At 45.8% G+C, this 20,304-nt stretch carries 15 protein-coding genes; 4 read left to right on the top strand and 11 right to left on the bottom strand.

Annotated features, from left to right (window positions below; all coding sequences use genetic code 11):
• Positions 1-135: 135 nt before the first annotated feature.
• Positions 136-1,617: an amino acid permease gene (locus tag MHI15_RS10185; protein WP_076179353.1), complete on the top strand. Its 1,482-nt coding sequence runs from the start codon at positions 136-138 to the stop codon at positions 1,615-1,617.
• Positions 1,618-1,725: 108 nt separating this feature from the next.
• On the opposite strand, the gene MHI15_RS10190 is transcribed toward MHI15_RS10185, so the two are convergent.
• The 5 genes from MHI15_RS10190 to MHI15_RS10210 all read right to left on the bottom strand — a co-directional run bounded on the left by MHI15_RS10190 (position 1,726) and on the right by MHI15_RS10210 (position 9,343).
• Positions 1,726-2,865, bottom strand: coding sequence for a transglutaminase domain-containing protein (locus MHI15_RS10190; RefSeq protein WP_076185435.1), 1,140 nt, complete (start codon positions 2,863-2,865; stop codon positions 1,726-1,728).
• Positions 2,866-3,004: 139 nt separating this feature from the next.
• Positions 3,005-5,377: a glycoside hydrolase family 95 protein gene (locus MHI15_RS10195; protein ID WP_076185436.1), complete on the bottom strand. Its 2,373-nt coding sequence runs from the start codon at positions 5,375-5,377 to the stop codon at positions 3,005-3,007.
• A gap of 115 nt (positions 5,378-5,492) precedes the next feature.
• Positions 5,493-7,250: an ABC transporter substrate-binding protein gene (locus tag MHI15_RS10200; protein WP_080742630.1), complete on the bottom strand. Its 1,758-nt coding sequence runs from the start codon at positions 7,248-7,250 to the stop codon at positions 5,493-5,495.
• Positions 7,251-7,391: 141 nt separating this feature from the next.
• Entirely contained in the window at positions 7,392-8,297 is a 906-nt protein-coding gene (locus tag MHI15_RS10205) for a carbohydrate ABC transporter permease (RefSeq protein ID WP_076128700.1), read from the bottom strand.
• Between the two features lie 65 nt (positions 8,298-8,362).
• Entirely contained in the window at positions 8,363-9,343 is a 981-nt protein-coding gene (locus MHI15_RS10210) for an ABC transporter permease (protein ID WP_076100584.1), read from the bottom strand.
• Between the two features lie 741 nt (positions 9,344-10,084).
• On the opposite strand from MHI15_RS10210, the gene MHI15_RS10215 reads away from it, so the two are divergent.
• Positions 10,085-10,486: a hypothetical protein gene (locus MHI15_RS10215; protein WP_341164385.1), complete on the top strand. Its 402-nt coding sequence runs from the start codon at positions 10,085-10,087 to the stop codon at positions 10,484-10,486.
• Between the two features lie 78 nt (positions 10,487-10,564).
• Here MHI15_RS10215 and MHI15_RS10220 read toward each other — a convergent pair whose 3' ends face one another.
• The 4 genes from MHI15_RS10220 to xylA all read right to left on the bottom strand — a co-directional run bounded on the left by MHI15_RS10220 (position 10,565) and on the right by xylA (position 17,107).
• On the bottom strand, positions 10,565-12,115 hold the full coding sequence (locus MHI15_RS10220; protein ID WP_076185438.1) for a response regulator transcription factor: 1,551 nt from the start codon (positions 12,113-12,115) through the stop codon (positions 10,565-10,567).
• Positions 12,112-13,899 (bottom strand): sensor histidine kinase, encoded by a 1,788-nt coding sequence (locus MHI15_RS10225; RefSeq protein WP_076128708.1) that lies wholly within the window; start codon positions 13,897-13,899, stop codon positions 12,112-12,114. Before MHI15_RS10225 ends, MHI15_RS10220 begins: the two co-directional genes overlap by 4 nt.
• 207 nt (positions 13,900-14,106) lie before the next feature.
• Positions 14,107-15,603 (bottom strand): xylulokinase, encoded by a 1,497-nt coding sequence (xylB, locus tag MHI15_RS10230; RefSeq protein WP_341164386.1) that lies wholly within the window; start codon positions 15,601-15,603, stop codon positions 14,107-14,109.
• A gap of 187 nt (positions 15,604-15,790) precedes the next feature.
• Complete coding sequence (gene xylA, locus MHI15_RS10235) at positions 15,791-17,107, bottom strand: xylose isomerase (protein ID WP_076128712.1); 1,317 nt, start codon at positions 17,105-17,107, stop codon at positions 15,791-15,793.
• A gap of 268 nt (positions 17,108-17,375) precedes the next feature.
• Here xylA and MHI15_RS10240 point away from each other — a divergent pair, with 268 nt between their 5' ends.
• Together MHI15_RS10240 and MHI15_RS10245 are read left to right on the top strand one after the other, a co-directional pair.
• Positions 17,376-18,536: an ROK family transcriptional regulator gene (locus MHI15_RS10240; protein WP_076128714.1), complete on the top strand. Its 1,161-nt coding sequence runs from the start codon at positions 17,376-17,378 to the stop codon at positions 18,534-18,536.
• A 192-nt stretch (positions 18,537-18,728) separates the two neighbouring features.
• Positions 18,729-18,929 (top strand): hypothetical protein, encoded by a 201-nt coding sequence (locus tag MHI15_RS10245; protein WP_036680251.1) that lies wholly within the window; start codon positions 18,729-18,731, stop codon positions 18,927-18,929.
• 138 nt (positions 18,930-19,067) lie between these two features.
• Here MHI15_RS10245 and MHI15_RS10250 read toward each other — a convergent pair whose 3' ends face one another.
• Together MHI15_RS10250 and trxB are read right to left on the bottom strand one after the other, a co-directional pair.
• Entirely contained in the window at positions 19,068-19,301 is a 234-nt protein-coding gene (locus MHI15_RS10250; RefSeq protein WP_076128716.1) for a glutaredoxin family protein, read from the bottom strand.
• Positions 19,302-19,333: 32 nt separating this feature from the next.
• Complete coding sequence (trxB, locus tag MHI15_RS10255) at positions 19,334-20,275, bottom strand: thioredoxin-disulfide reductase (RefSeq protein WP_076128718.1); 942 nt, start codon at positions 20,273-20,275, stop codon at positions 19,334-19,336.
• Positions 20,276-20,304 lie beyond the last annotated feature (29 nt).

Genomic DNA, 20,304 nt, shown 5'->3' on the forward strand with positions numbered 1-20,304 from the left:
ACAGAATTTGTATATTTAGTGTTTGTCCATAACCTTATGGAGACCACCAAATACACTCTCCCGCTCTGCGGGAGGAAGCAGCTCAGCACTCCCCGTTCATGAATTGAAAGATTAGATCATAAGGAGTGTCAAATCATGCAGGGCAAGCAGCAAAATCTAGCACAAGGCAACGTAAGTAACCCGCCTGAGCTAAAAAAATCATTTAAAGCAAGGCATTTGACCATGATTGCGCTTGGAGGATCTATTGGTACTGGACTCTTCCTGGCCAGTGGTGGCGCTATCGCTTCAGCCGGACCCGGTGGAGCACTTCTAGCCTATACGGCTGTTGGTGTTATGGTTTATTTCCTCATGACCAGTCTGGGAGAGCTCGCTACCTATTTGCCGGATTCGGGCTCATTCAGCACTTACGGCACGCGTTTCGTCAGCCCCGCTTTTGGGTTCGCCATCGGCTGGAACTTCTGGTATAACTGGGCGGTTACGATTGCAGCAGAATTGTCTGCCGCCACCGTCATTATTAAATATTGGTTCCCGGACAGTCCCTCCTTTCTCTGGAGTCTCGTGTTCCTGCTGCTGATGTTCGGTCTTAATTTCCTATCTGCTCGTGGATACGGAGAATCAGAATATTGGTTTGCCATTATCAAAATTATTACTGTTATCGCCTTCCTTATTGTCGGAGTTTTGATGATTTTCGGAATCATGGGCGGAAAAGCCGTAGGCTTCAGCAATTTCCAGATCGGGGGCAGCTCGTTCCACGGTGGCTTCTTCGCTTTCGTCGGTGTCTTTATGGCTGCGGGATTCTCCTTCCAAGGCACCGAGCTAATCGGTGTTGCAGCAGGTGAGAGTGAGAACCCTCGCCGTAACGTACCTATTGCTATTCGCCAAGTCTTCTGGCGTATATTAATCTTTTATATCCTCGCTATACTAGTAATCGGAATGCTGATTCCTTACACGAATCCAGATCTGCTGCGCGGTGGTATTGATGATATCGGAGTCAGTCCGTTTACGATCGTATTTAATAAAGCAGGACTTGCTATTGCCGCATCCGTCATGAATGCTGTCATTCTCAGCTCCGTATTGTCAGCCGGGAACTCGGGAATGTACGCCTCCACCCGCGTCCTGTACGCTATGGCTAAGGATGGAATGGCTCCACGTGCTCTAGGCAAGCTTAATCGCCGCGGTGTTCCTGTTGGCGCTTTGCTCGTGACCACAGCCGTTGGTATGTTAGCCTTTTTAGCATCATTCTTTGGTGATGGTGCTGTATACAACTGGTTGCTTAATGCTTCCGGTATGTGTGGATTTATTAACTGGCTCGGCATCGCTGTCTGCCATTATCGTTTCAGACGCGCCTTTATAGCTCAAGGTCATTCCCTTGATGAGCTGCCTTACCGGGCTAGATGGTTCCCGTTTGGGCCTATATTTGCCTTAGTACTTTGTACGGTAGCCATCCTTGGCCAGAATATGGGTGCCTTCTCAGGTGGAAACATCGACTGGTACGGTATTGCCGTTTCCTATATCAGCCTGCCATTATTCGTCTTGATTTGGGCCGGCTATCGCTTCTTCCGCAAGAGTAATATTATTCCTTTGGATAAATGCGATCTTAGTACTCACCCAGAATAAATAGACTCCTCAAAAAGGGATATCCAGAAGCCTGAAAGGCTGCGGGATATCCCTTTTTATATAAATCAATCTAGTATATTCAACTCCTGATTTTACTTAGCCCTTTGCCTATTCCCAAGTCACATACACTTTTAGATCACCCGTATTATCAAAAGAAGTGCTAGAATAAGACACTTCCTCTAGTCCAAGTTTATATAACTCCTGTAGATCATTCTTCAGCTGGGTTCCACTACCGTCATAACGGAATAATAAAGATCCCTCTCCTGAAGCGACAGCCTTATTCGCCAGCTGAATTAAATCTGCTGCTGAACGTACAATCCGTTCCTCGGCATACAGCTCATAATTAAGGTCCTTCTGAAGCTGCTTATACACCCCGGCGCTCTGTCCTCCACGCTCTACAAGTGCTGACAAGGTCTTATAATAGGCAACCGAGGCTGCCGGATAAGACTTCGTCCAGCTATGGTCCTGACGCATTTGGGCATCAGTCTTCAAGTAATACGCGGTGCTTACTACGCCGGCTTTATCAGGTGTCGGGTCATCCCAAGTTGTGTCGAGATGATACCATCTCCCTTCGAGCAGCACTAGATTCCAAGCATGAGACTGGCTGCGTCCTCCCGGCTGTTTTGCAGTGCCCTCAACGATTTTATTACTGAATCCCGCTTCCTTGAGCAGCTTATAGGTCAACAGCGAATACCCTTGGCAAACGGCACTGCCACTCTTCAGGCCTTCATAAGCCGTATATTTACGATAAGAGGTATCATACTTCAGACGCAGCACCACCCAGTCGTGGATAGCCTTAACCTTCTGATGATTATTCATGCCCGGTGTAATGATCTTCTTGAGCGTTGCCTTTACTTCTTTGTTCACAAAAGCGGTCTGCTCCAGCGTTTCCAAGTATTTCACTTCTACCGTAACCTTTACAGAGCTTTTGCTCCCTCGATAAGTGTATCCGTAGCTGTCTATGATGTAATACAAATAGGGATCGCTATTCATCGCTTGATCTAGACCCGTTTGTATCTGTGTTTTTAAATTCGAGGTTTTCCCCTCATAAGTAAAAGTGATAGTCTCTCTACGATTATTCATCGCACCGGTTAGCTTCTGGGCAATCTCACTCACAGAACGAACGGTCGGTGAAGTCGTGGCCGCATAAGCATGCCCCCAGGTCCAATACAATGTCGGGGGAATGGCTGCGCAAATAATCACTCCTCCAAGAATGACTTTTGCCAACGTGAAGCGTTTTTTCCACATAATTATTCTGATCCTCCGGCTCCTACAGACTTATTCAAAACCCTCCATTTAATAGATAATGAAGACTTGGGCAAAAAAAGACTGTTCTCTGTAGAATAATTCTACTCTGAGAACAGCCTCTAAGCCAGATCAATATGAATTATTTCTTTAGGGGTGTAATGAGATAGGTCTCTCCTATTACTGTTTCAAATTCCAGCCCCGCTCCTTCAATCTGTGTACCATCAGGTTTTTGAATGAGCAAAGGCTGGTGTTGAACAATTCTGCAGGATCGGCCATGAGTCGAGGTAACCTCTGCCCTTGTTAAACAGCCCCCGCTCCATTCTATAGTCATGACAAAGCCACCACGTGCCACCAACCCTTTCACGCTGCCTTCAGACCATTCCTCTGGAAGAGCAGGTAATAGTTCCAGACCCTCCTGATGACTCTGCAAAAGCATTTCTGCTATTCCGGCTGTAGTTCCGAAGTTTCCATCAATCTGAAACGGAGGATGATTACCGAACAGGTTCGGCAAACTGGAATCTTGCAAAATGCGACGTAGACAGCTAACCGCACTCTCGCCATCCTTCAGACGCGCATAAAGATTAAGCAACCAAGCTGCGCTCCAGCCTGTATGGCCACCTCCATGTTCTATACGTTTCTTCAGTGTTAAGGCTGCCGCCTCCGCTAGCTCTGGTGTGGAGGAAGGGCTAATTACGTTCCCAGGATACAGGTCATACAAATGAGAAACATGACGATGCCCAGGCTCTTGTTCAGCAAAATCCTCATTCCATTCGCGGACAGTTCCGTCCGGTGCGATCCCTTGGTGGGCAAGCTGTTTCTGTTTCTGCATAAGCTCCTGACGCAGCTCTACATCGGTATTTAAAATATCAGCAGCCTGAATGCAGTGCTTGAACAACTCAGCGATAAGCGATAAATCCATAGCTGAGCCAGCCGAGACACTGCATGGTGTGCCGTCAGCAGTCAGAAATACATTCTCTGGCGAGGTAGACAGACCTGTGGTCCATCTTCCATCAGGCAGCTCTACTAGCCAATCCAGACAAAACAATGCGGCTCCCTTTAATATGGGATAAGCTGTGCGCAAATAGTCCTCATCTGGACGAAAAGCGTAACGCTCCCATAGATGGCGAGAGAGCCATACCCCGCCCATTGGCCAAAAAGCCCACATCGCCTTACCGTCTGATGGAGAAGTCATCCGCCACAAATCGGTATTATGGTGTACTGTCCAGCCACGTGCGGCATAATGAATACTCGCTGTACGGCTGCCAGCCACGCTAAGCTCCGTGATAAAATCTATTAAAGGTTCATGGCATTCGCCCAATCCGCATAACTCGGCTGGCCAATAATTCATTTCGGTGTTTATATTTGTCGTATAATTGCTGTTCCATGGTGGCTGAATATAGGGATTCCAAATGCCCTGCAGATTCAGAGCTTGCGTCCCCGGCCGTGAGCCAGCAATCATCAGGTAGCGGCCATACTGGAACAGCAACGCTTCCAGTTCAGGATCTGCCTGTCCTTCGCGGTATTGTACCAGGCGCTCATCAGTCGGAAGCTCTCCTCGGGAAGCAGCAGATGCAAGCGTCAACTCCACACGGTGGAACAAGGATTGATGATCCTCTAAGTGGCGCTGCTTAAGCTCTGCGTATCCTTTAGAGGCTGAAGCTAACTGCACTAGGCACAACTCCGCTGGCAGCTTGCCACCGCTTCCCGGCATCCGGTCATACCCGGCATAATCGGTTGCCGCAGCCAGACGAAGGGTAATGGAGTGCGCGCCAGAAATCAACAGCGAGCCGTTCTCCGCTACACAAGTCCCACCTTCCGTCTGGATCTCCATAACCGCAGCAAAACTTATGCCAAGCCCCTCTTCATATAATACGGCACGCGGGTGATCCCCTACGTAGTTATCAGCCACATGCGACGGGGCACGGCCAGTCATAATCAGCATGCCATCCGGAGTAATCTCCGAGTTGAAAGGATGTGGTGATGCCAGATCCGCCCAGAAATCTGGCAGAGTAGCTTGGCCCTCCCCCCCCTCAGCACGGATATGAAGAGCTATAATGTCATCCGGTCTGCTGGCCAATACTTCACGTACGATCCTTACACCACCGGCAGTATAGGATACCGTAGCCAACGCCTGATCCAGATCAAGCTCTCTCCGGTAATCCTCTACAGGACCTGCAAAATTAAACTTCAATCGCAAATCTCCAAGCGGTTGATAGGATTCCGTCCGGCTGCCTAACATTTTGGCGTCCACCAGTGCTTCTGCTTCCTTGTATTTCCCCTCTGCAACTAGCTGTTTAGCTGGAGCCAAATGCCGCAGTGCCTCATAGTTGGCTTTATCCCGCGGGAAACCTGACCATAGAGTGTCTTCATTTAATTGAATCCGTTCTTCTTCGATTCCACCAAAGACCATGCCGCCCAGCCTCCCGTTACCTACGGGCAGCGCCTCTTCCCATACAGCCGCCGGCTGCTTGTACCATAACTCATGCCGTCCGGAGTTCTTGCTCTCTCCCATGTATATTCCTCCTGTCCTGTTATTACCGGTGAAAAGCAATCAGCGGGAGGCCCGGACTTTCGTTCGGACTTCCCGCCATCTTCATGCTTTTATTGGATTAGACGAAATTTAATAATTAATCATTCCAAAGTTTCACGCGTTGTTTAACCAGCTCTTCACGCAAATCTTCAGCTTTCGTTACACCAGCTTTATCAAGCTCAGCCATGTAAGCATCCCAAACTTTATCGAAATCAGCTGGTTTAGACAAGATTGCTTCTGGGATCCGTTTCCAACTGATATCCTTCAGCTTGTTGTCAAGAACGACAATTTCGCTATCCCCAGGAATCGTGATGTTCCATGCTGCGCCCCAAGGTTTAACTTTGAACTCATCTTCACTTGGGAAGAGGTCTTTCCAAGTTGTTGCTTTGTAAGCAGCAAGTGTTTCTTTTTCAACCGCATTGTAACCTACAGTTACTTGCTCAGGGAAACGAGTTGTGTAGTAGTTACCAGATGGATCCAATACACCGTCGCCATAGTGAGCGCTCAGCAATGCATAGTTTGATCCGACATTACCCAAACCAGTTTCTTTTTGGAAGTTGGTAGTGTCATTATATTTACGGTCGTTCACATCTTCAGGAATGACACGTTTGCCATCAACAACATTGTAGTGTTTGCCTTCAATACCCCAGTTAACCAATACTTGACCTTCGTCGGAAGCTAGGTAGTCCAGGAATTTAATCGCACGAACTGGATCTTTAGCATCTACGCTGATCCCAATTCCGTTACCACCCATGAAGCCTGTAGGCCAGAAGGAGGTTTCTTTGTACTCCTCAGACAAGGTTACAGGATAGTGTCCATAGCCTTGATCCAGCTTGCCTTCAGCTTTCAATGCTCTTTCTCCATCGCCATAACCCCAGTCTTGGTCAATCAAACCAATAACGCGGCCGGTAGCAATTTTAGCTTTGTACTGATCATACTTTTGAACGAAACTTTCTGGATCAAGCAATCCGATATCGTTCATGTGGTTGAGCCAGCGGAAATATTCTTTTTCAGCCGGACGACGGAAGTGATAAGTTACTTCTTGGGTGTCGATATCAATCGCATATTCACCATCGTCAGGAGAACCAGTAGTAATAAATGCTGGGTTAGTTACTGTAATGTACATGTACCAATCATCTGCATTCAGAGTCAGGCCGATGTTTTTGTTACCATTTTCATCCGTAGGATGTTTTTCCAGGTAAGCCTTGATTACGTTCTCATAATCTTGAACAGTTTTGATTGCAGGATATCCAGCTTCTTTAACAGCACGGTGCTGTAGTTCAAATCCGCCACCAGCATCAAAATATTTGTTGTCCACACCTGCATAGGTAGGGATGGCATAAATCGCGTGATCATCGTCACTGTAACGTGAACGTTTCATGCCTTCTTCGCCCAATACTTTTTTGATATTCGGAGCATATTTTTCAATCAGGTCTGTTAGATCAAGCATTGCGCCTGCATCCACCAGCTTACTGACATCAGTCTTAGCACTGATCAAATCCGGATATTCGCCGCTCGCTGCGATCAAGGCTACTTTTTGTTGAGGATCACCAACTGCATATTCAGCATTTAGGGTTACTCCCGTTTTTTCCGTAATCACTTTACCAACTTCATCTTGCATACCTGTCCAGTTCGGGTTAGGGTCTGCACTGAAGAAGGTCATCGTGAGCGGGGAAATATCCTCAGCCGCATTGGTCGCATTTCCAGCATTAGTTGCATTGCCGCCTGTATTTCCAGCTGCAGCATTACCATTGTTGCCATTGTTACCGCCGCAGCCTGCAAGCACACCGAGCAGCATAATAGAAGTGAGCGTTAATGCCGTAGCTTTGGCTTTTATCTTTCTATTACTTCCCATTAAATAAACCCTCCTTAAAATTGTTTATCTATCGTATCACAGGTGAAGACCTGTTAATACTTTACCCAGCTTGCCAAAAGAAAACGGATACACAATAGGTTTTAAGCATAGGGGAGACTAAGCTCCCCCGTTAAACTGTGATTAACTCTTCACAGCACCAAGTGTCATACCTTTAACAAAATACTTCTGAATGAACGGATAAACCAACAGGATCGGTACGGTTACGACAATCGTAATCGCCATTTTGAGCGACTCCGGCGAGACCTGATTGGAAGCCAGCGAAGCAATGTTGGAGCGGTAGTCGCCTCCGTTACCACTTGTTGTGGTTTGTAGAACCTTCATCAATTCATATTGCAATGTGGTCAAGTTAGGGCTTGAACCATTGTACAGATAAGTATCAAACCAAGCATTCCATTGACCTACTGCTAGGAACAGCGCGATCGTTGCTAGCGCTGGCTTCATCAATGGCAGAATAACGCGGAAGTAGATAGTAAAGTCATTGGCTCCATCCAGCTTCGCCGATTCCTGCAGCGCATACGGCAGGCCGTCGATGAAGGAGCGGATAACGAAGACGTTAAAGGCACTAACCAGTCCAGGCAATACATAGACTGCAAAGCTGTTCATCATATGCAGATCCTTGATCAGCATATAGATTGGAATCATTCCTCCTGAGATATACATGGTCATTGCCAAGAATGTGGAGACAAACTTGCGACCTGCAAAGTCAGGGCGGCTGATCGTAAACGCCAGCATCGAGGCACTGATCAGTCCGAACAAAGTACCGATAATTGTCCGCAAAGCGGATATTTTAAACCCGGTGATTAATCCGGAGAAAGTGAAGATCTTTAGGTAATTGTCCCAGGTAAAATCCCGGGGATAGATGGTCACTCCACCGCGCACACTGTCCACTGAATCATTCAGTGAGATGGCAAGCACGTTCAAAAACGGATAAATCGTGATTACAACCACGAACAGTACTACAAAATATACAAAGAAATCAAAGATCCGGTCTGACCATGACTTTCCGGTGATAGCTGAATTTCCCACTGTAACGCTCTCCTTTCATGAAAAGGGCAATTTACTGCCACGATTGGGTAGAAGGGCCTTCTGTGCTACAGAAGGCTCTCTTTTGTTGTACGTTTGAAGATTCCATTAATCGTAAACAGTAGAATTACACTGATCACTGAGTTGAATATATTGATCGCAGTACCGTAGGAATATCTCGCCATGCCCAGTCCGTATTTCAGTGAATACAAGTCTAGCACTTGAGAATAGTCGGTAACGAGGTTGTTTCCGAGCAAGAATTGCTTCTCAAAGCCGATATTGAGCAAATTACCCACCGACATAATGAGTAGTACAGTAATTGTTGGGCGAATACCCGGAAGTGTAATATGCCATACCTGACGAAGCCTGCTGGCACCGTCTACCCGGGCCGCTTCGTACAATTCAGGCCCAATACCTGCGATAGCTGCAAGGTAGATGATGGCGTTCCATCCGGTCTCTTTCCAGACATCCGATAAGGTAACGATTCCCCAGAAGAGATGGCCCTGGGCCATAAACTGGATAGGTGCGTCTATGAATCCTATTCCTAACAAGATATCGTTTACAAGACCATTTTCACCAGATAACATTTTAGTTACAATCCCCGCTGCAACCACCCATGATACAAAGTGGGGCAAATACGAGACTGTTTGAGCAAATCTTTTAAAGAAGCCAAGACGCACTTCATTGAGCAATATTGCAAACGTTATTGGAAAGATAAATCCTGCGACTAAGCCCATTCCACTCATCGCCAGCGTATTACGCAGCGCCAGAAGGAATTGCGAGTCACTGAACAGTGTCTTAAAGTGTTCAAAACCTACCCATTCTTGTTCAAAAAAGCCACGTGCAGGCTTGTACTTTTGAAAAGCCATCGTCCAGCCCCATAACGGGAGATAACTGAAGACGAATGCCCAGATCACAAAAGGTATCGACATCATCCATAAGTACTTTTGATTCTTAAAGCTTCTCCAAAACCGTCCTCCTGAAGCAGGCTTTTTGTTGCGTGTTCGGGTATCCGGCGGGATTTGAGAAGTTACTGTGTCCGCTTTCATAAAGCCCCTCCTCTCTATGTCTATATTCTAAATCTCTGTAAGCGATTGCAGTACCCTATAAATTCGACCTAAAATCAGGTGAAAATTAGAGATTTAGAGCCCAAATAAAGCGGATACATCGTTGAAAACACTGAAAACAAACATGAATTTACTGAAAATATAATCAAGTGAAATTATTTGATTTCATAAATCGATACGATACTTAATCCCCTGTCTATTTCACACAATTAATACTTCATCCCATAATTAAAAAACGCCCCGAGCTAACGTTCTATAAGTGAACGTGGCCGGAAGCGAAGGCGCGGACTGAAATGACTTATTTAAGCAAATTGCACATCTTATTGGGTTAGGCGGATTATAAAGACCTTATTCACTTAAAAAACCACCTTTTGGAGAACATTTGCAGCTAATAACGTACATGGAGTCCGATAAATCGAATTTGGACTCGAAATAGCCCAAATAACGACTCTGGAGTCCGTCAAACCCGCGAATGAAGACTATAATGTGCTCTCAGATGAGGCGTAACAAGTATACCCGTAACCCCTGCCCTGCTCCTCAACGAAAACCTCCGTATGGTTCAATTAAAATTAATTACTTTAATATCATCTTTTCTAGAAAATATTACCTGATACGTCAGTAGTTTAACTATTTCAGATACATATTCCTTATACGCACATGCCGAGTCGACATTATCTGTTGTACCTGCAATTTCTTTTCCTAAAGGAGGGTAATAGGAGAGCAATGAAAAACAAAAACATCAAGATATTATTATTGATTATTGCCGCAGTATTATTGACACTAAATTTATTTCAATTCAATAACAACGTAAGCCATAACAGATTAATGAATAGGCTGGACCTGAATCTGACATCAGAACTCGACGGTCTAAGAGTGGAATTAGAACGGTCCTCAACACCAAGCATTCTTGCTGTAGAGCAAGCGAGTAAAATTGCTGCCCTTTCGACGTATTCAACATTAGGGTTCGATTATGGATATACCTTGGAAACCAGAATACATGACAAATATGTACAAAATGAACCTTTTAAAGAGATGGATCAAATTCAAGAGTTACTTCTGGCCCTTCTAAAGGACCCTGCAAATCAAGAATTGCAACAAAGATTAGATTTATTATTAGTGAAGTAGCTTTAATGTAAGAAAAAAAGCCACAGCTAAAGCTCAGGTTATACCTGAACTGCACCTGTGGCTTTTTGGGCTTCTATTTTAGATGTTTTTGCGAAAAGAACTTGGGGAGAGTCCTACATATTTACGGAACTTGGCGTTGAAGTAATCGGGGTTCATGTACCCAACTTTCTCGGCCACCTCATATACTTTCATGCCTTGCGCTAGGAATTGCTTCGCCTTCTCAATCCGCACTTTGTCCACATACGTATTGAAGTATTCCCCGGTAGTGTTCTTGAACATTTTACCTAGATATGCGCTGTTGTAATTAAATAACTCAGATAAGGTCTCAAGCTTAAGGTTCTCATTGTAACGGCGGTTGATTAGCTCCGTAATTTTTTTGATCTCATTCCCTTTGCTGCCACTGGACATTTGATCGGCGATCTCCGCCATGAAATTAACGGCCTGCTCTTGCAGGTCTGCCAGATAATGACTATGGTAGAGCTCACCGATCGGCGGGGAATGCTTAGCGGCATTGCTGCGAATCTCTGGATAGACCGGTTCGAGACGGGCCAACACCGTACTGAGAATCCGCACAAATGTATCTTTGATCTGCTGCTCCTCACTGCCCGCAGCCAGTAGCTCCGCACAGATCGTATCCACCAGCGGTTCAATGGCCGCGCGGCTTCCGGTTTCAACAGCAAGCATTAGGCGGCTCTCCGCATCCTGCCCTTCTTCGGTGTACGCCTCCGCCACTCCAGGAAACAACATACCGGAGAGATCGGCGCTGATCAGAATCCCTTTGCGGTAAAAGAATGCCCGGCGCAGCAGTTCACGCGCCACTTGAAAAGACTGTGCCGCCTCTTCTGGTCCAGCTACAGGGCCTCCCGTTGCTGCGCTGAAGTTGTATCCCTCGCGGCAAATTAAGGAAGCAAGCTCTTCCATCAGCCGCTCCTGTTCCTGCTTTCCTGGCAGCGGCTCTTGCAGCAGGAATCCAATATATGGCGGCATCGTGAAAAACATCCGCTCTTCACTGCTGCCAAAATACTGTTCTACCGCGGCCTTAACGGCCCGCTCCCCTTCCTCACTGCCGCCCGCAGGCGCGAGTAATTCGAGTAGGATCACTTCGACACGGTCTGATTTAAGACCCAGTGCTGCCGCCTGCTTAGCAGGATCATTCTCCCCCTCCTCCGCAGTTGAAGGCTGCAGCAATGTACGCAGCAGGCTTTCGCGATTACGGGCAGGCTCCTCTTCATTCCAGCGGCTAAAGCGATCTTCCTGAGCGATCGTGACTCTGAGTTCCTCCAAATAGTTGATTAGCTCTTCCTCATCCACCGGCTTCAGTAAATAGCCGTCAATGCGGTAAGAAATGGCTCGTTTGGCATACTCAAAATCCGCATGACCACTTAAAATTAGCACATGGCTGGTCGAGCCTTCCTCGCGCAGCTCACCGATTAACTCCAGCCCGTCCATACCAGGCATGCGGATATCCACCACAATCAGTTCCGGATAAAAAATATGATATTTCTCCTGAGCTTGCAAGCCGTTGGCGGCCGTAGCCACCACCGTATACCCTAGCTCTTCCCAAGGGATTAGAGCCCGAAGGCCTTCCCGCAGCTTTGGCTCATCATCAACAATCAATACTTTGATCATAGATTTATGTCCTCCATTGGAATACGAAACGTAATAGATGTTCCTTCATTCATCCGGCTTTCGATATTCAGTCCATATTCAACACCGTAGGATAACTTCAAACGGTCGTGTACATTGCGCAGCCCGATCCGTGCCTCTTCCTGCTCATCACGAACCTCAAGGGTATAACGGATCTGCTCCAGCTTGTCCGGAGTGATCCCGGCTCCATTATCGGTAATGGTAAAGACCGCATGATTCTGCTCACGCTTGATATTCACCGTAACCATTGCTCCATCCATCGTGTTGTCTAACCCATGAATCACCGCATTTTCCACAAGCGGCTGCACAATCAGCGGCGGGATGTAGAGTGATTCGACGGCAGGGTCTACAATAAATTGATATTTCAAACGATCCTCATAACGGAATTGCTGAATATCCAAATAACAACGAACCACTTCAAGCTCCTGGCTAAGCAAAATTTTACTTCGGCCTACCTCCAGATTACTGCGCATCATTTTGCCAAGAAGACGCACTACCCGTGCAATCTCCACTTGCCCTTTCATATGGGCCTCCATACGAATAGATTCCAGCGCATTGAACAAGAAATGAGGATTGATCTGGCTTGCCAGCATTTTAAAACGGATATCATTCTGTTTCTGTTCCAGCAGACTGTTCTGGTCATTAGATTCCTGTACCTCGTACATCAAATCGTTAATACTCCGTACCATAGAATTGAACTGACGAGCTAACAGGGCAATTTCATCTTTGCCATCAATTTTTAATGAAGTGTCAAAATCACCCGTACTAACGCGGTTAATATGTCTGCTTAACTGCAATAATCGACGTGAAAATAATGAAGAGAAACTATATATGATTAAAAAGGCCAATAAAACGCTTACGGCAATCACGGTAATCGAAAGCTTAATCACCCGATTAGGTTCTTTGACTATACTATCAATAGAAAAAACAGAAATAATTCGCAGGGCGTTACGGCTGGCTTGTGGTTTAAGTTCTTCTATCACTATTTTGGAGGCTTCACCATCTACTTCTGCCTCATAGCTCCCGCTTCCTTGCCCCAAAAGCTTTGTATCAAAAGAAACATCTGCCAGTTTCTTTCCTGTCCGATCGCTCCGGTTCGCAGCAATGATATTATCCTGATCATCCACGATCATGGTATCAAATGATTCCTGGCTCAGAATCGAGGTTAGCTGGTGACTGTTTACATTAATAACGAGCACGCCAATTTTACTGGAGCCCTCCAGCTCGATTTTGCGGACAAGACTTAAATAATTCCGCTGATCACGCTCATCCTCTATATATTCCCAACCGACGAGGCTATCGTACCGCTGTGCTCTCTGATACCACTGGCTCTCCTTAATGGCAGACGAAGGATTGATCAGCTCCCAGTTGTTAAGCAGCGTAGCATTATCAGTGTATAAACGTATGTTGGATATGTCTTTATATAATCTTAGGTATTCACGCATATCAGTGTAATCCCGATAAGCCTCAACCACATCATAAGTGCTTACATACTGGCGTATGGCGAGTTTTTTCAGCCGGGCATCATTGGACAATCGATACGCTATATCTTGCGATACACCGATGACTTCTTCTGTTCTTTTTTTTACCCGATCTACGTTAATTGAAGCTTGCTCCAGTGCATTCTCAAACGCCATGGTCCTCATCTCAATCGTAAGATAACCACCTACCAGTAATACCGGTAAAAGTGTAGTCAGTAAAAAAGCAAGCAGCAGCTTATTGCGGATTTTGATGTCATTCAGCACCTTAACAAACCATTGAAACATGGCCTTTCGCCCCCCGAAACCTTCACTATCTCATGTACAGGCTGCCACTACCTTGGAGATATTCCATACTTTACAGAAGAAAAATGAAAACGGCAACATTTTTGAATATTGCCGTTCATCACCTCTATAAAGAAGATGGTCTTTAAAAAGGCCTTCCGCCAGATGCGAAAGACCTTTTTTATATCAGACAGATTGATAAATGGCGTTTTATTGGCGATATGCAGCCAGCTTGTTATTCAATTCGCGGGTCTGGCCGTAAACTTCCTGATAGAGGTTGAATAGACCATCATAGATTGCCGTTTGTTTCGGATCTGGTTTATAAACATCAGCAGGACGGATAAACGCTTCTGCACATTCCGCAAGGGATGTGAACCATCCGCTTCCATAAGCCGCCAGCATAGCTGCTCCCATTGCCGGACCCTGTTCACTTTCCAGCTTCACGATGGATGCATTGAAAATATCAGCCTGCATTTGCAGCCAAGCCTCATTTTTAGCTCCACCACCAATTGCAATGATCTCTGTAATCTCTTTGCCTGACTCACGTACAATCTCAATGGATTCACGCAGTGAGAAGGTAATGCCTTCTAATACTGCACGTGTAAAATGCGTCAACGTATGCCCTGAATCCATACCAATAAAGCTTCCGCGAATATTCGCATCTGGATGTGGTGTACGTTCTCCTACAATATAAGGTGTGAATAACAGGCCGCCGCTGCCAGCTGGAATAGAGGAAACTCCGCTTAACAGCTCATCAAAGCTTTTGTCCACCGCAAAGGTTTCTTTGAACCACGTAAGGCTATGACCAGCAGCTAGTGTAACCCCCATAATATAGTAGGCATCTTTTTCACCATGGTTAAAGAAATGGACTTTGCCTTCGAGATTCAAATCTTTATTGCTTTCATAAGAAAGAACTACACCAGATGTACCAATACTGCACATGGTCCGGCCTTCTCCCAATACACCCGCTCCGAGCGCGCCACAAGCATTATCTGCACCACCAGCAAATACCTTTGTTGAAGATAAAAGACCTGACGCTTCAGCAATGTCCGGCAATAAAGTTCCAGTCTGTTCAAAGGATTCTACCAATCTAGGACAAAGAGAAAGCGGAAGTTCAAAAGCCTCTGCGATTTCTGCACTCCATTCTTTAGAACCTACATCCAATAACAACGTTCCGGCAGCATCGGAGTAATCCATTGCATAATCACCCGTCAACCGATAACGAACATAATCTTTTGGCAGCAGGAACTGATGCGCCTGTGATAATACTTCTGGTTCATTCTCTTGAACCCACAGAATCTTAGGCAGTGTAAAACCTTCCAATGCTTTGTTTCTGGCGATATCGATCAACTTCGTTCCAAGCGTCTTCTCAATCTTACGGCATTGTGCAGTAGTACGGGTATCATTCCAAAGAATAGCTGGACGCAGCACTTGCCCTTCTTTATCTACTAGTACCAATCCGTGCATTTGTCCGGAGAAACTTAGACCGTCTACTTGAGACGGGTCTATGCCTGATACTTCAATCAGACGGCGCAGGCTGACCAGCGTGCCTTTTACCCAATCCTCAGGATTTTGCTCACTCCAGTTCGGTTGGGGTCTGCTTAGCGGGTAGGACTCAGAATGCTCAAAAGCCACCTTCCCCTGCGGGTCCACTAGAACAGTCTTCACTGCACTAGTCCCCAAATCAACACCTATAACGTATTTCATTTTTGACCTCCTAAAAGTTTTGTTAGCATAGACTTCATTGAATTACTTCGAGCAAAACTTACTTCGTAAGCATCTTGCTTAGTTTTTACTACAAAAAGGGGGCTGCCGAAGAATGCTCTCTTCAGCAACCCCCGTTGCATTTGTTCAAACTCGACTCAAAGCCTAAGCTTCAAGCTCCCTATAAGGACTACTCAGCCAAGATGTATTGGTTAAGGGTAGCTCTCAGGTATTCTTGACGTCCGGATTGGTTAGGACGTGGGTTCTCATTGTTCAAAGCATATTCAGCCAAAGAAGCCAATGTTGCTTTACCGGAAACGATGTCTGCACCAACGCCTTCTGTGAAGCTGCTGTAGCGTTTGTCAATGAAATCTTCGAATACGCGATCTTCGATCAATTTAGCAGCAACTTTCAAGCCTTTTGCGTAAGTATCCATACCAGCGATGTGTGCCAAGAACAGATCTTGTGGCTCGAAGGAAGGACGACGTACTTTAGCGTCGAAGTTAATTCCGCCTTTGCCAAGACCGTCATTCTTCAATACTTCATAAAGAGTAAGTGTTGCATCGTAGATGTTTACTGGGAATTCATCAGTATCCCAACCAAGCAGTGTATCCCCTTGGTTAGCGTCAAGTGATCCAAGCATGCCATTAATACGAGCTACACGAAGTTCATGTTCAAAAGTATGACCTGCAAGCGTAGCGTGGTTAGCTTCAAGGTTCAGCTTGAAGTGCTTGTCGAGGTTGTATTTTTGCAAGAACGAAATTGTTGTTGCTGCATCGAAATCATATTGATGTTTAGTAGGCTCTTTTGGTTTAGGTTCGATCAGGAATTGACCATCAAAACCAATTTCCTTAGCGTAATCTACAGCCATGCTGAACAGACGTGCAATGTTATCTTGTTCAAGACCCATATCTGTATTCAGCAATTCTTCGTAACCTTCACGGCCGCCCCAGAATACATAGTTGCTTGCGCCCAGACGTTTACCAACTTCCAGACCTTTCTTCACTTGTGCTGCTGCATGTGCGAAAACATCAGCGTTAGGTGTAGAACCTGCACCGTGCATATAACGCGGGTTAGTGAACATATTAGCTGTATTCCACAGCAATTTCTTGCCGGAAGTCTTCATGCCTTGTTCAAGGATATCAACAATAGTGTCGATGTTGCTGTAGAACTCACGCAAAGATGCGCCTTCTGGTGCGATATCTACATCATGGAAGCAGAAGTAAGGCAGATCCATCTTGTCCATAAATTCGAATGCTGCTTCAGCGCGAGCTTTAGCTTTATCAAGACCACTCAATTTGTCCCAGCTGCGAATTGCAGTTTCAGCGCCAAACGGATCAGAACCGCCAGCAGTTAATGTATGCCAATAAGCCATTGCAAATTTCAGATGTTCCTCCATAGTTTTGCCGGCTACGACTTCTTTAGGATTGTAGAATTTAAATGCATAAGGGTTGGTGGAACGGCTTCCCTCGTAAGAGATTTTGTTCACTGTCTCAAAATAAGCCATTGTGTAATCCTCCTCATATTGTGCTACGCTAGCAAGCGTTTACAGCATCATCTTAACACATCTTTTTGACTTTGTATATTGGTTAAACAAAGTTTTTTTATAAAATTTCCGCCTCTTTAAGTCTCCCTTGCCTATCCGTTTAATATTCAAAAAATCCAACAAACATAGATTTCCTCTTTTCTGCCGATGTATTGCAATTTCCAGCACATCACTCTAGACTAAGTGGCATACAACAAAAGGGAACTATGCTAAAAAGGATGTGTGATTCGTGAAGGTTACCGGAGATCAGGCGCTGGTCAAAAAAATCAATAAATCGATCGTACTACATACTATTCGAAGGAACTCTCCGCTCTCGCGCGCCAAGGTTTCAGAGATGACCGGACTGAATAAAGCTACCGTATCCAATCTGGTGGCTGAGCTATGCGCTCAAGAATTAGTGACTGAAGTTGGACCAGGTCAATCCAGTGGCGGACGAAAGCCGCTAATGCTGCATTTTAACAGCATGGCCGGCAGTGTAATCGGTATAGAGCTACGGGTGAAGCAACTGACAGCCGTCTTATGTGATTTAAGTGGTGGCATTCTTTTCGAAAGCGATTTCTCCCTGGACAATCATGCTCTGCCTTATGTACTGGAACGGATGAAAAAAACAATTTCAGACTTGATTGATAAAGCACCTGAATCCCCATACGGTATCGTCGGCATCGGAGTAGGTGTCCCCGGGATGGTGGATGAGAACGGGGTTGTTCTTTTTGCTCCCAACCTTGGCTGGGAAATGGTCGACCTGCGGGGTATTTTGGAGGCGGAATTCGCGGTTCCAGTCACTATTGATAACGAAGCTAACGCAGGTGCACAAGGTGAACTGAACTTTGGGGCGGCAAAAGATGTTAGACATCTGCTCTATATCAGTGCGGGTTCAGGGATCGGATCCGGTATTATTATTGGCGGAGAGCTGTACAAAGGTGCAAGAGGATATGCCGGCGAGACCGGACATATGACGATTGAAGCACAAGGCAAGCCGTGCAGTTGTGGGAGCCGTGGCTGTTGGGAGCTATATGCCTCGGAGAAAACCTATGACCATTCCGAGTTCTCCCTCCCTGCTCATACCACACAAGAACTGGTCCGTTATGCAGCCGCTGGACAAGAAGACGCCTTGCACCACTTCTCATCTATAGGTGAATATCTCGGCATCGGAGTAACGAATCTAATCAATAGCTTTAATCCAGAGCTGATTGTCATCGGTGGAGCCTTATCCGAAGCAGAAGCCTGGTTAGGGGAGCCCCTTCGCCGGGTTGTAGCCGAGCGTACACTTCCTTATCATAAGCAGCAGCTCGAGATTACCTTCTCCAAGCTGGGCAGCCGAGGCACGATGATAGGCGCGGGGTTCTCTGCAGTTATGCATTTTCTAGGCGATATTCGGGTGACCGTTTAATGTAGTCTAATGGACAACGTTTTGCGGGACAGTTTCACGGGTGAAATTCAAGAGCGGATAGAATTGACGTAAAATTGCCGCATTTAGGTGGATCAAAAGTGCAGTAAAAGCAACTTAAATCCTATATAATAAAGGATAAGTTAGTGTGACATTTATCACTACAACCCCTTTTTTGAAATGGAGAGCGAGTCCATGACCTATGTTGATACGTCTGATATCTCGGCACAGATGTTCATCACTGTGTTGCTTTTTCTGCTCATTATTGCCCCTTTGATCAGTCTCGGTGTGCTCCGTTTTTTTCAAGCCAAAAAGAAATCAGGGTTCATTCTGATCGGCAGCGGTGTTGCTGTATACGTCCTATTTCAGATCATTACCTCTTTCACTCAAGCTTAAATTGAACTTTGCGATTTACATCATAAAAAATAGCCTCCGCATATTAGCGTCAGGCTATTTTTGTATACTTAGACCACAAAAAGATCACCTCCAAAATGGAAGCGACCTTTTGCAATTTCCTCACAGAAATATATTTAATTAAACAGTCGCCAATGCTTTGTCGAACTGAGTTTTATTCATCCCCACGATTTTGTGCTCACCAATTACAGTTACAGGAACAGCTCTCATTCCCATATCCCAAACCTGCTGCGCGTAATCATCATTCTGCTCAATATTACGCTCTTCATAGGCTACGCCTTTTTCACTCAAAAAGCTCTTCACCTGACGGCAATGTGGACAATTTGTTGATGTATATACAATTACATTTTCCATCATTAGACCTCCTATGGAAGATTACAGTTATGTTACAGAATAACCGCGCTATGTTCCAGACTTTCAATGTATTTCTCAGCATCCATAGCTGCCATACATCCACTGCCTGCTGCTGTAATTGCTTGTCTATAACGGGTATCCTGCACATCACCACAAGCGAATACGCCTGGGATATTAGTTTCAGAAGTACCTGGGTTAGTCATGATATAACCTTCAGTATTAGTTGTGATTTGTCCACCCAAAAATGCAGTGTTAGGATGGTGGCCAATCGCCACAAACACTCCGCTTGCTTCAATGATTTCTTCTTGTCCGGTCTCATTGTTCAGCACTTTTAGTCCACTCACGCCTTTGTCTCCAGAAGTTACTTCCAGAGGAGTACGATTCAGGCTCCAAGCTACTTTAACATTATCGCGAACGCGATCCTGCATGATCTTGGAAGCACGTAGCTCTTCACGACGGTGTACCAGCGTTACTTTGGAGGCAAAACGAGTCAAGAAACCCGCTTCCTCAAGCGCAGAATCTCCACCGCCAACAACCACGATCTCTTTATTACGGAAGAAGAATCCATCACAGGTAGCACAGGTGCTTACACCGCGTCCCACATTATCCTGCTCGCCTGGGATACCGAGGTATTTTGCCGTAGCGCCAGTCGAAATGATCAGGGTATCCGTCGTAAGAACACCCAATCCTTCAACATTAAGCTTAAAAGGACGCTCTCCAAGTTCTACACTGTTCACCCAACCCGTACGGAATTCCGCACCAAAACGTTCAGCTTGTTTACGCATATTATCCATTAAGTCTGGACCCATAATTCCATCAGGAAATCCCGGGAAATTCTCCACTTCTGTAGTGGTGGTCAATTGTCCGCCAGGTTGAGGTCCTTCGATTACTAGTGGGTTCAAATTGGCACGAGCCAAGTAGATAGCAGCAGTCAACCCCGCCGGTCCGGTTCCAACAATTATTGATTTATACATATCTATATCCTCCTTGAGTTAGACGGCAG

The organism is Paenibacillus sp. FSL H7-0918, assembly GCF_038007025.1.
Lineage (GTDB): Bacteria > Bacillota > Bacilli > Paenibacillales > Paenibacillaceae > Paenibacillus_AQ > Paenibacillus_AQ odorifer.

Excerpts from the sequence above, each read along its gene's own strand:
- MHI15_RS10185 (WP_076179353.1), top strand. The coding sequence starts at position 136 with ATGCAGGGCAAGCAGCAAAATCTAGCACAAGGCAACGTAAGTAACCCG.
- MHI15_RS10190 (WP_076185435.1), bottom strand. The coding sequence starts at position 2,865 with ATGTGGAAAAAACGCTTCACGTTGGCAAAAGTCATTCTTGGAGGAGTG.
- MHI15_RS10195 (WP_076185436.1), bottom strand. The coding sequence starts at position 5,377 with ATGGGAGAGAGCAAGAACTCCGGACGGCATGAGTTATGGTACAAGCAG.
- MHI15_RS10200 (WP_080742630.1), bottom strand. The coding sequence starts at position 7,250 with ATGGGAAGTAATAGAAAGATAAAAGCCAAAGCTACGGCATTAACGCTC.
- MHI15_RS10210 (WP_076100584.1), bottom strand. The coding sequence starts at position 9,343 with ATGAAAGCGGACACAGTAACTTCTCAAATCCCGCCGGATACCCGAACA.
- MHI15_RS10215 (WP_341164385.1), top strand. The coding sequence starts at position 10,085 with ATGAAAAACAAAAACATCAAGATATTATTATTGATTATTGCCGCAGTA.
- MHI15_RS10220 (WP_076185438.1), bottom strand. The coding sequence starts at position 12,115 with ATGATCAAAGTATTGATTGTTGATGATGAGCCAAAGCTGCGGGAAGGC.
- MHI15_RS10225 (WP_076128708.1), bottom strand. The coding sequence starts at position 13,899 with ATGTTTCAATGGTTTGTTAAGGTGCTGAATGACATCAAAATCCGCAAT.
- xylB (WP_341164386.1), bottom strand. The coding sequence starts at position 15,603 with ATGAAATACGTTATAGGTGTTGATTTGGGGACTAGTGCAGTGAAGACT.
- xylA (WP_076128712.1), bottom strand. The coding sequence starts at position 17,107 with ATGGCTTATTTTGAGACAGTGAACAAAATCTCTTACGAGGGAAGCCGT.
- MHI15_RS10245 (WP_036680251.1), top strand. The coding sequence starts at position 18,729 with ATGACCTATGTTGATACGTCTGATATCTCGGCACAGATGTTCATCACT.
- MHI15_RS10250 (WP_076128716.1), bottom strand. The coding sequence starts at position 19,301 with ATGGAAAATGTAATTGTATATACATCAACAAATTGTCCACATTGCCGT.
- trxB (WP_076128718.1), bottom strand. The coding sequence starts at position 20,275 with ATGTATAAATCAATAATTGTTGGAACCGGACCGGCGGGGTTGACTGCT.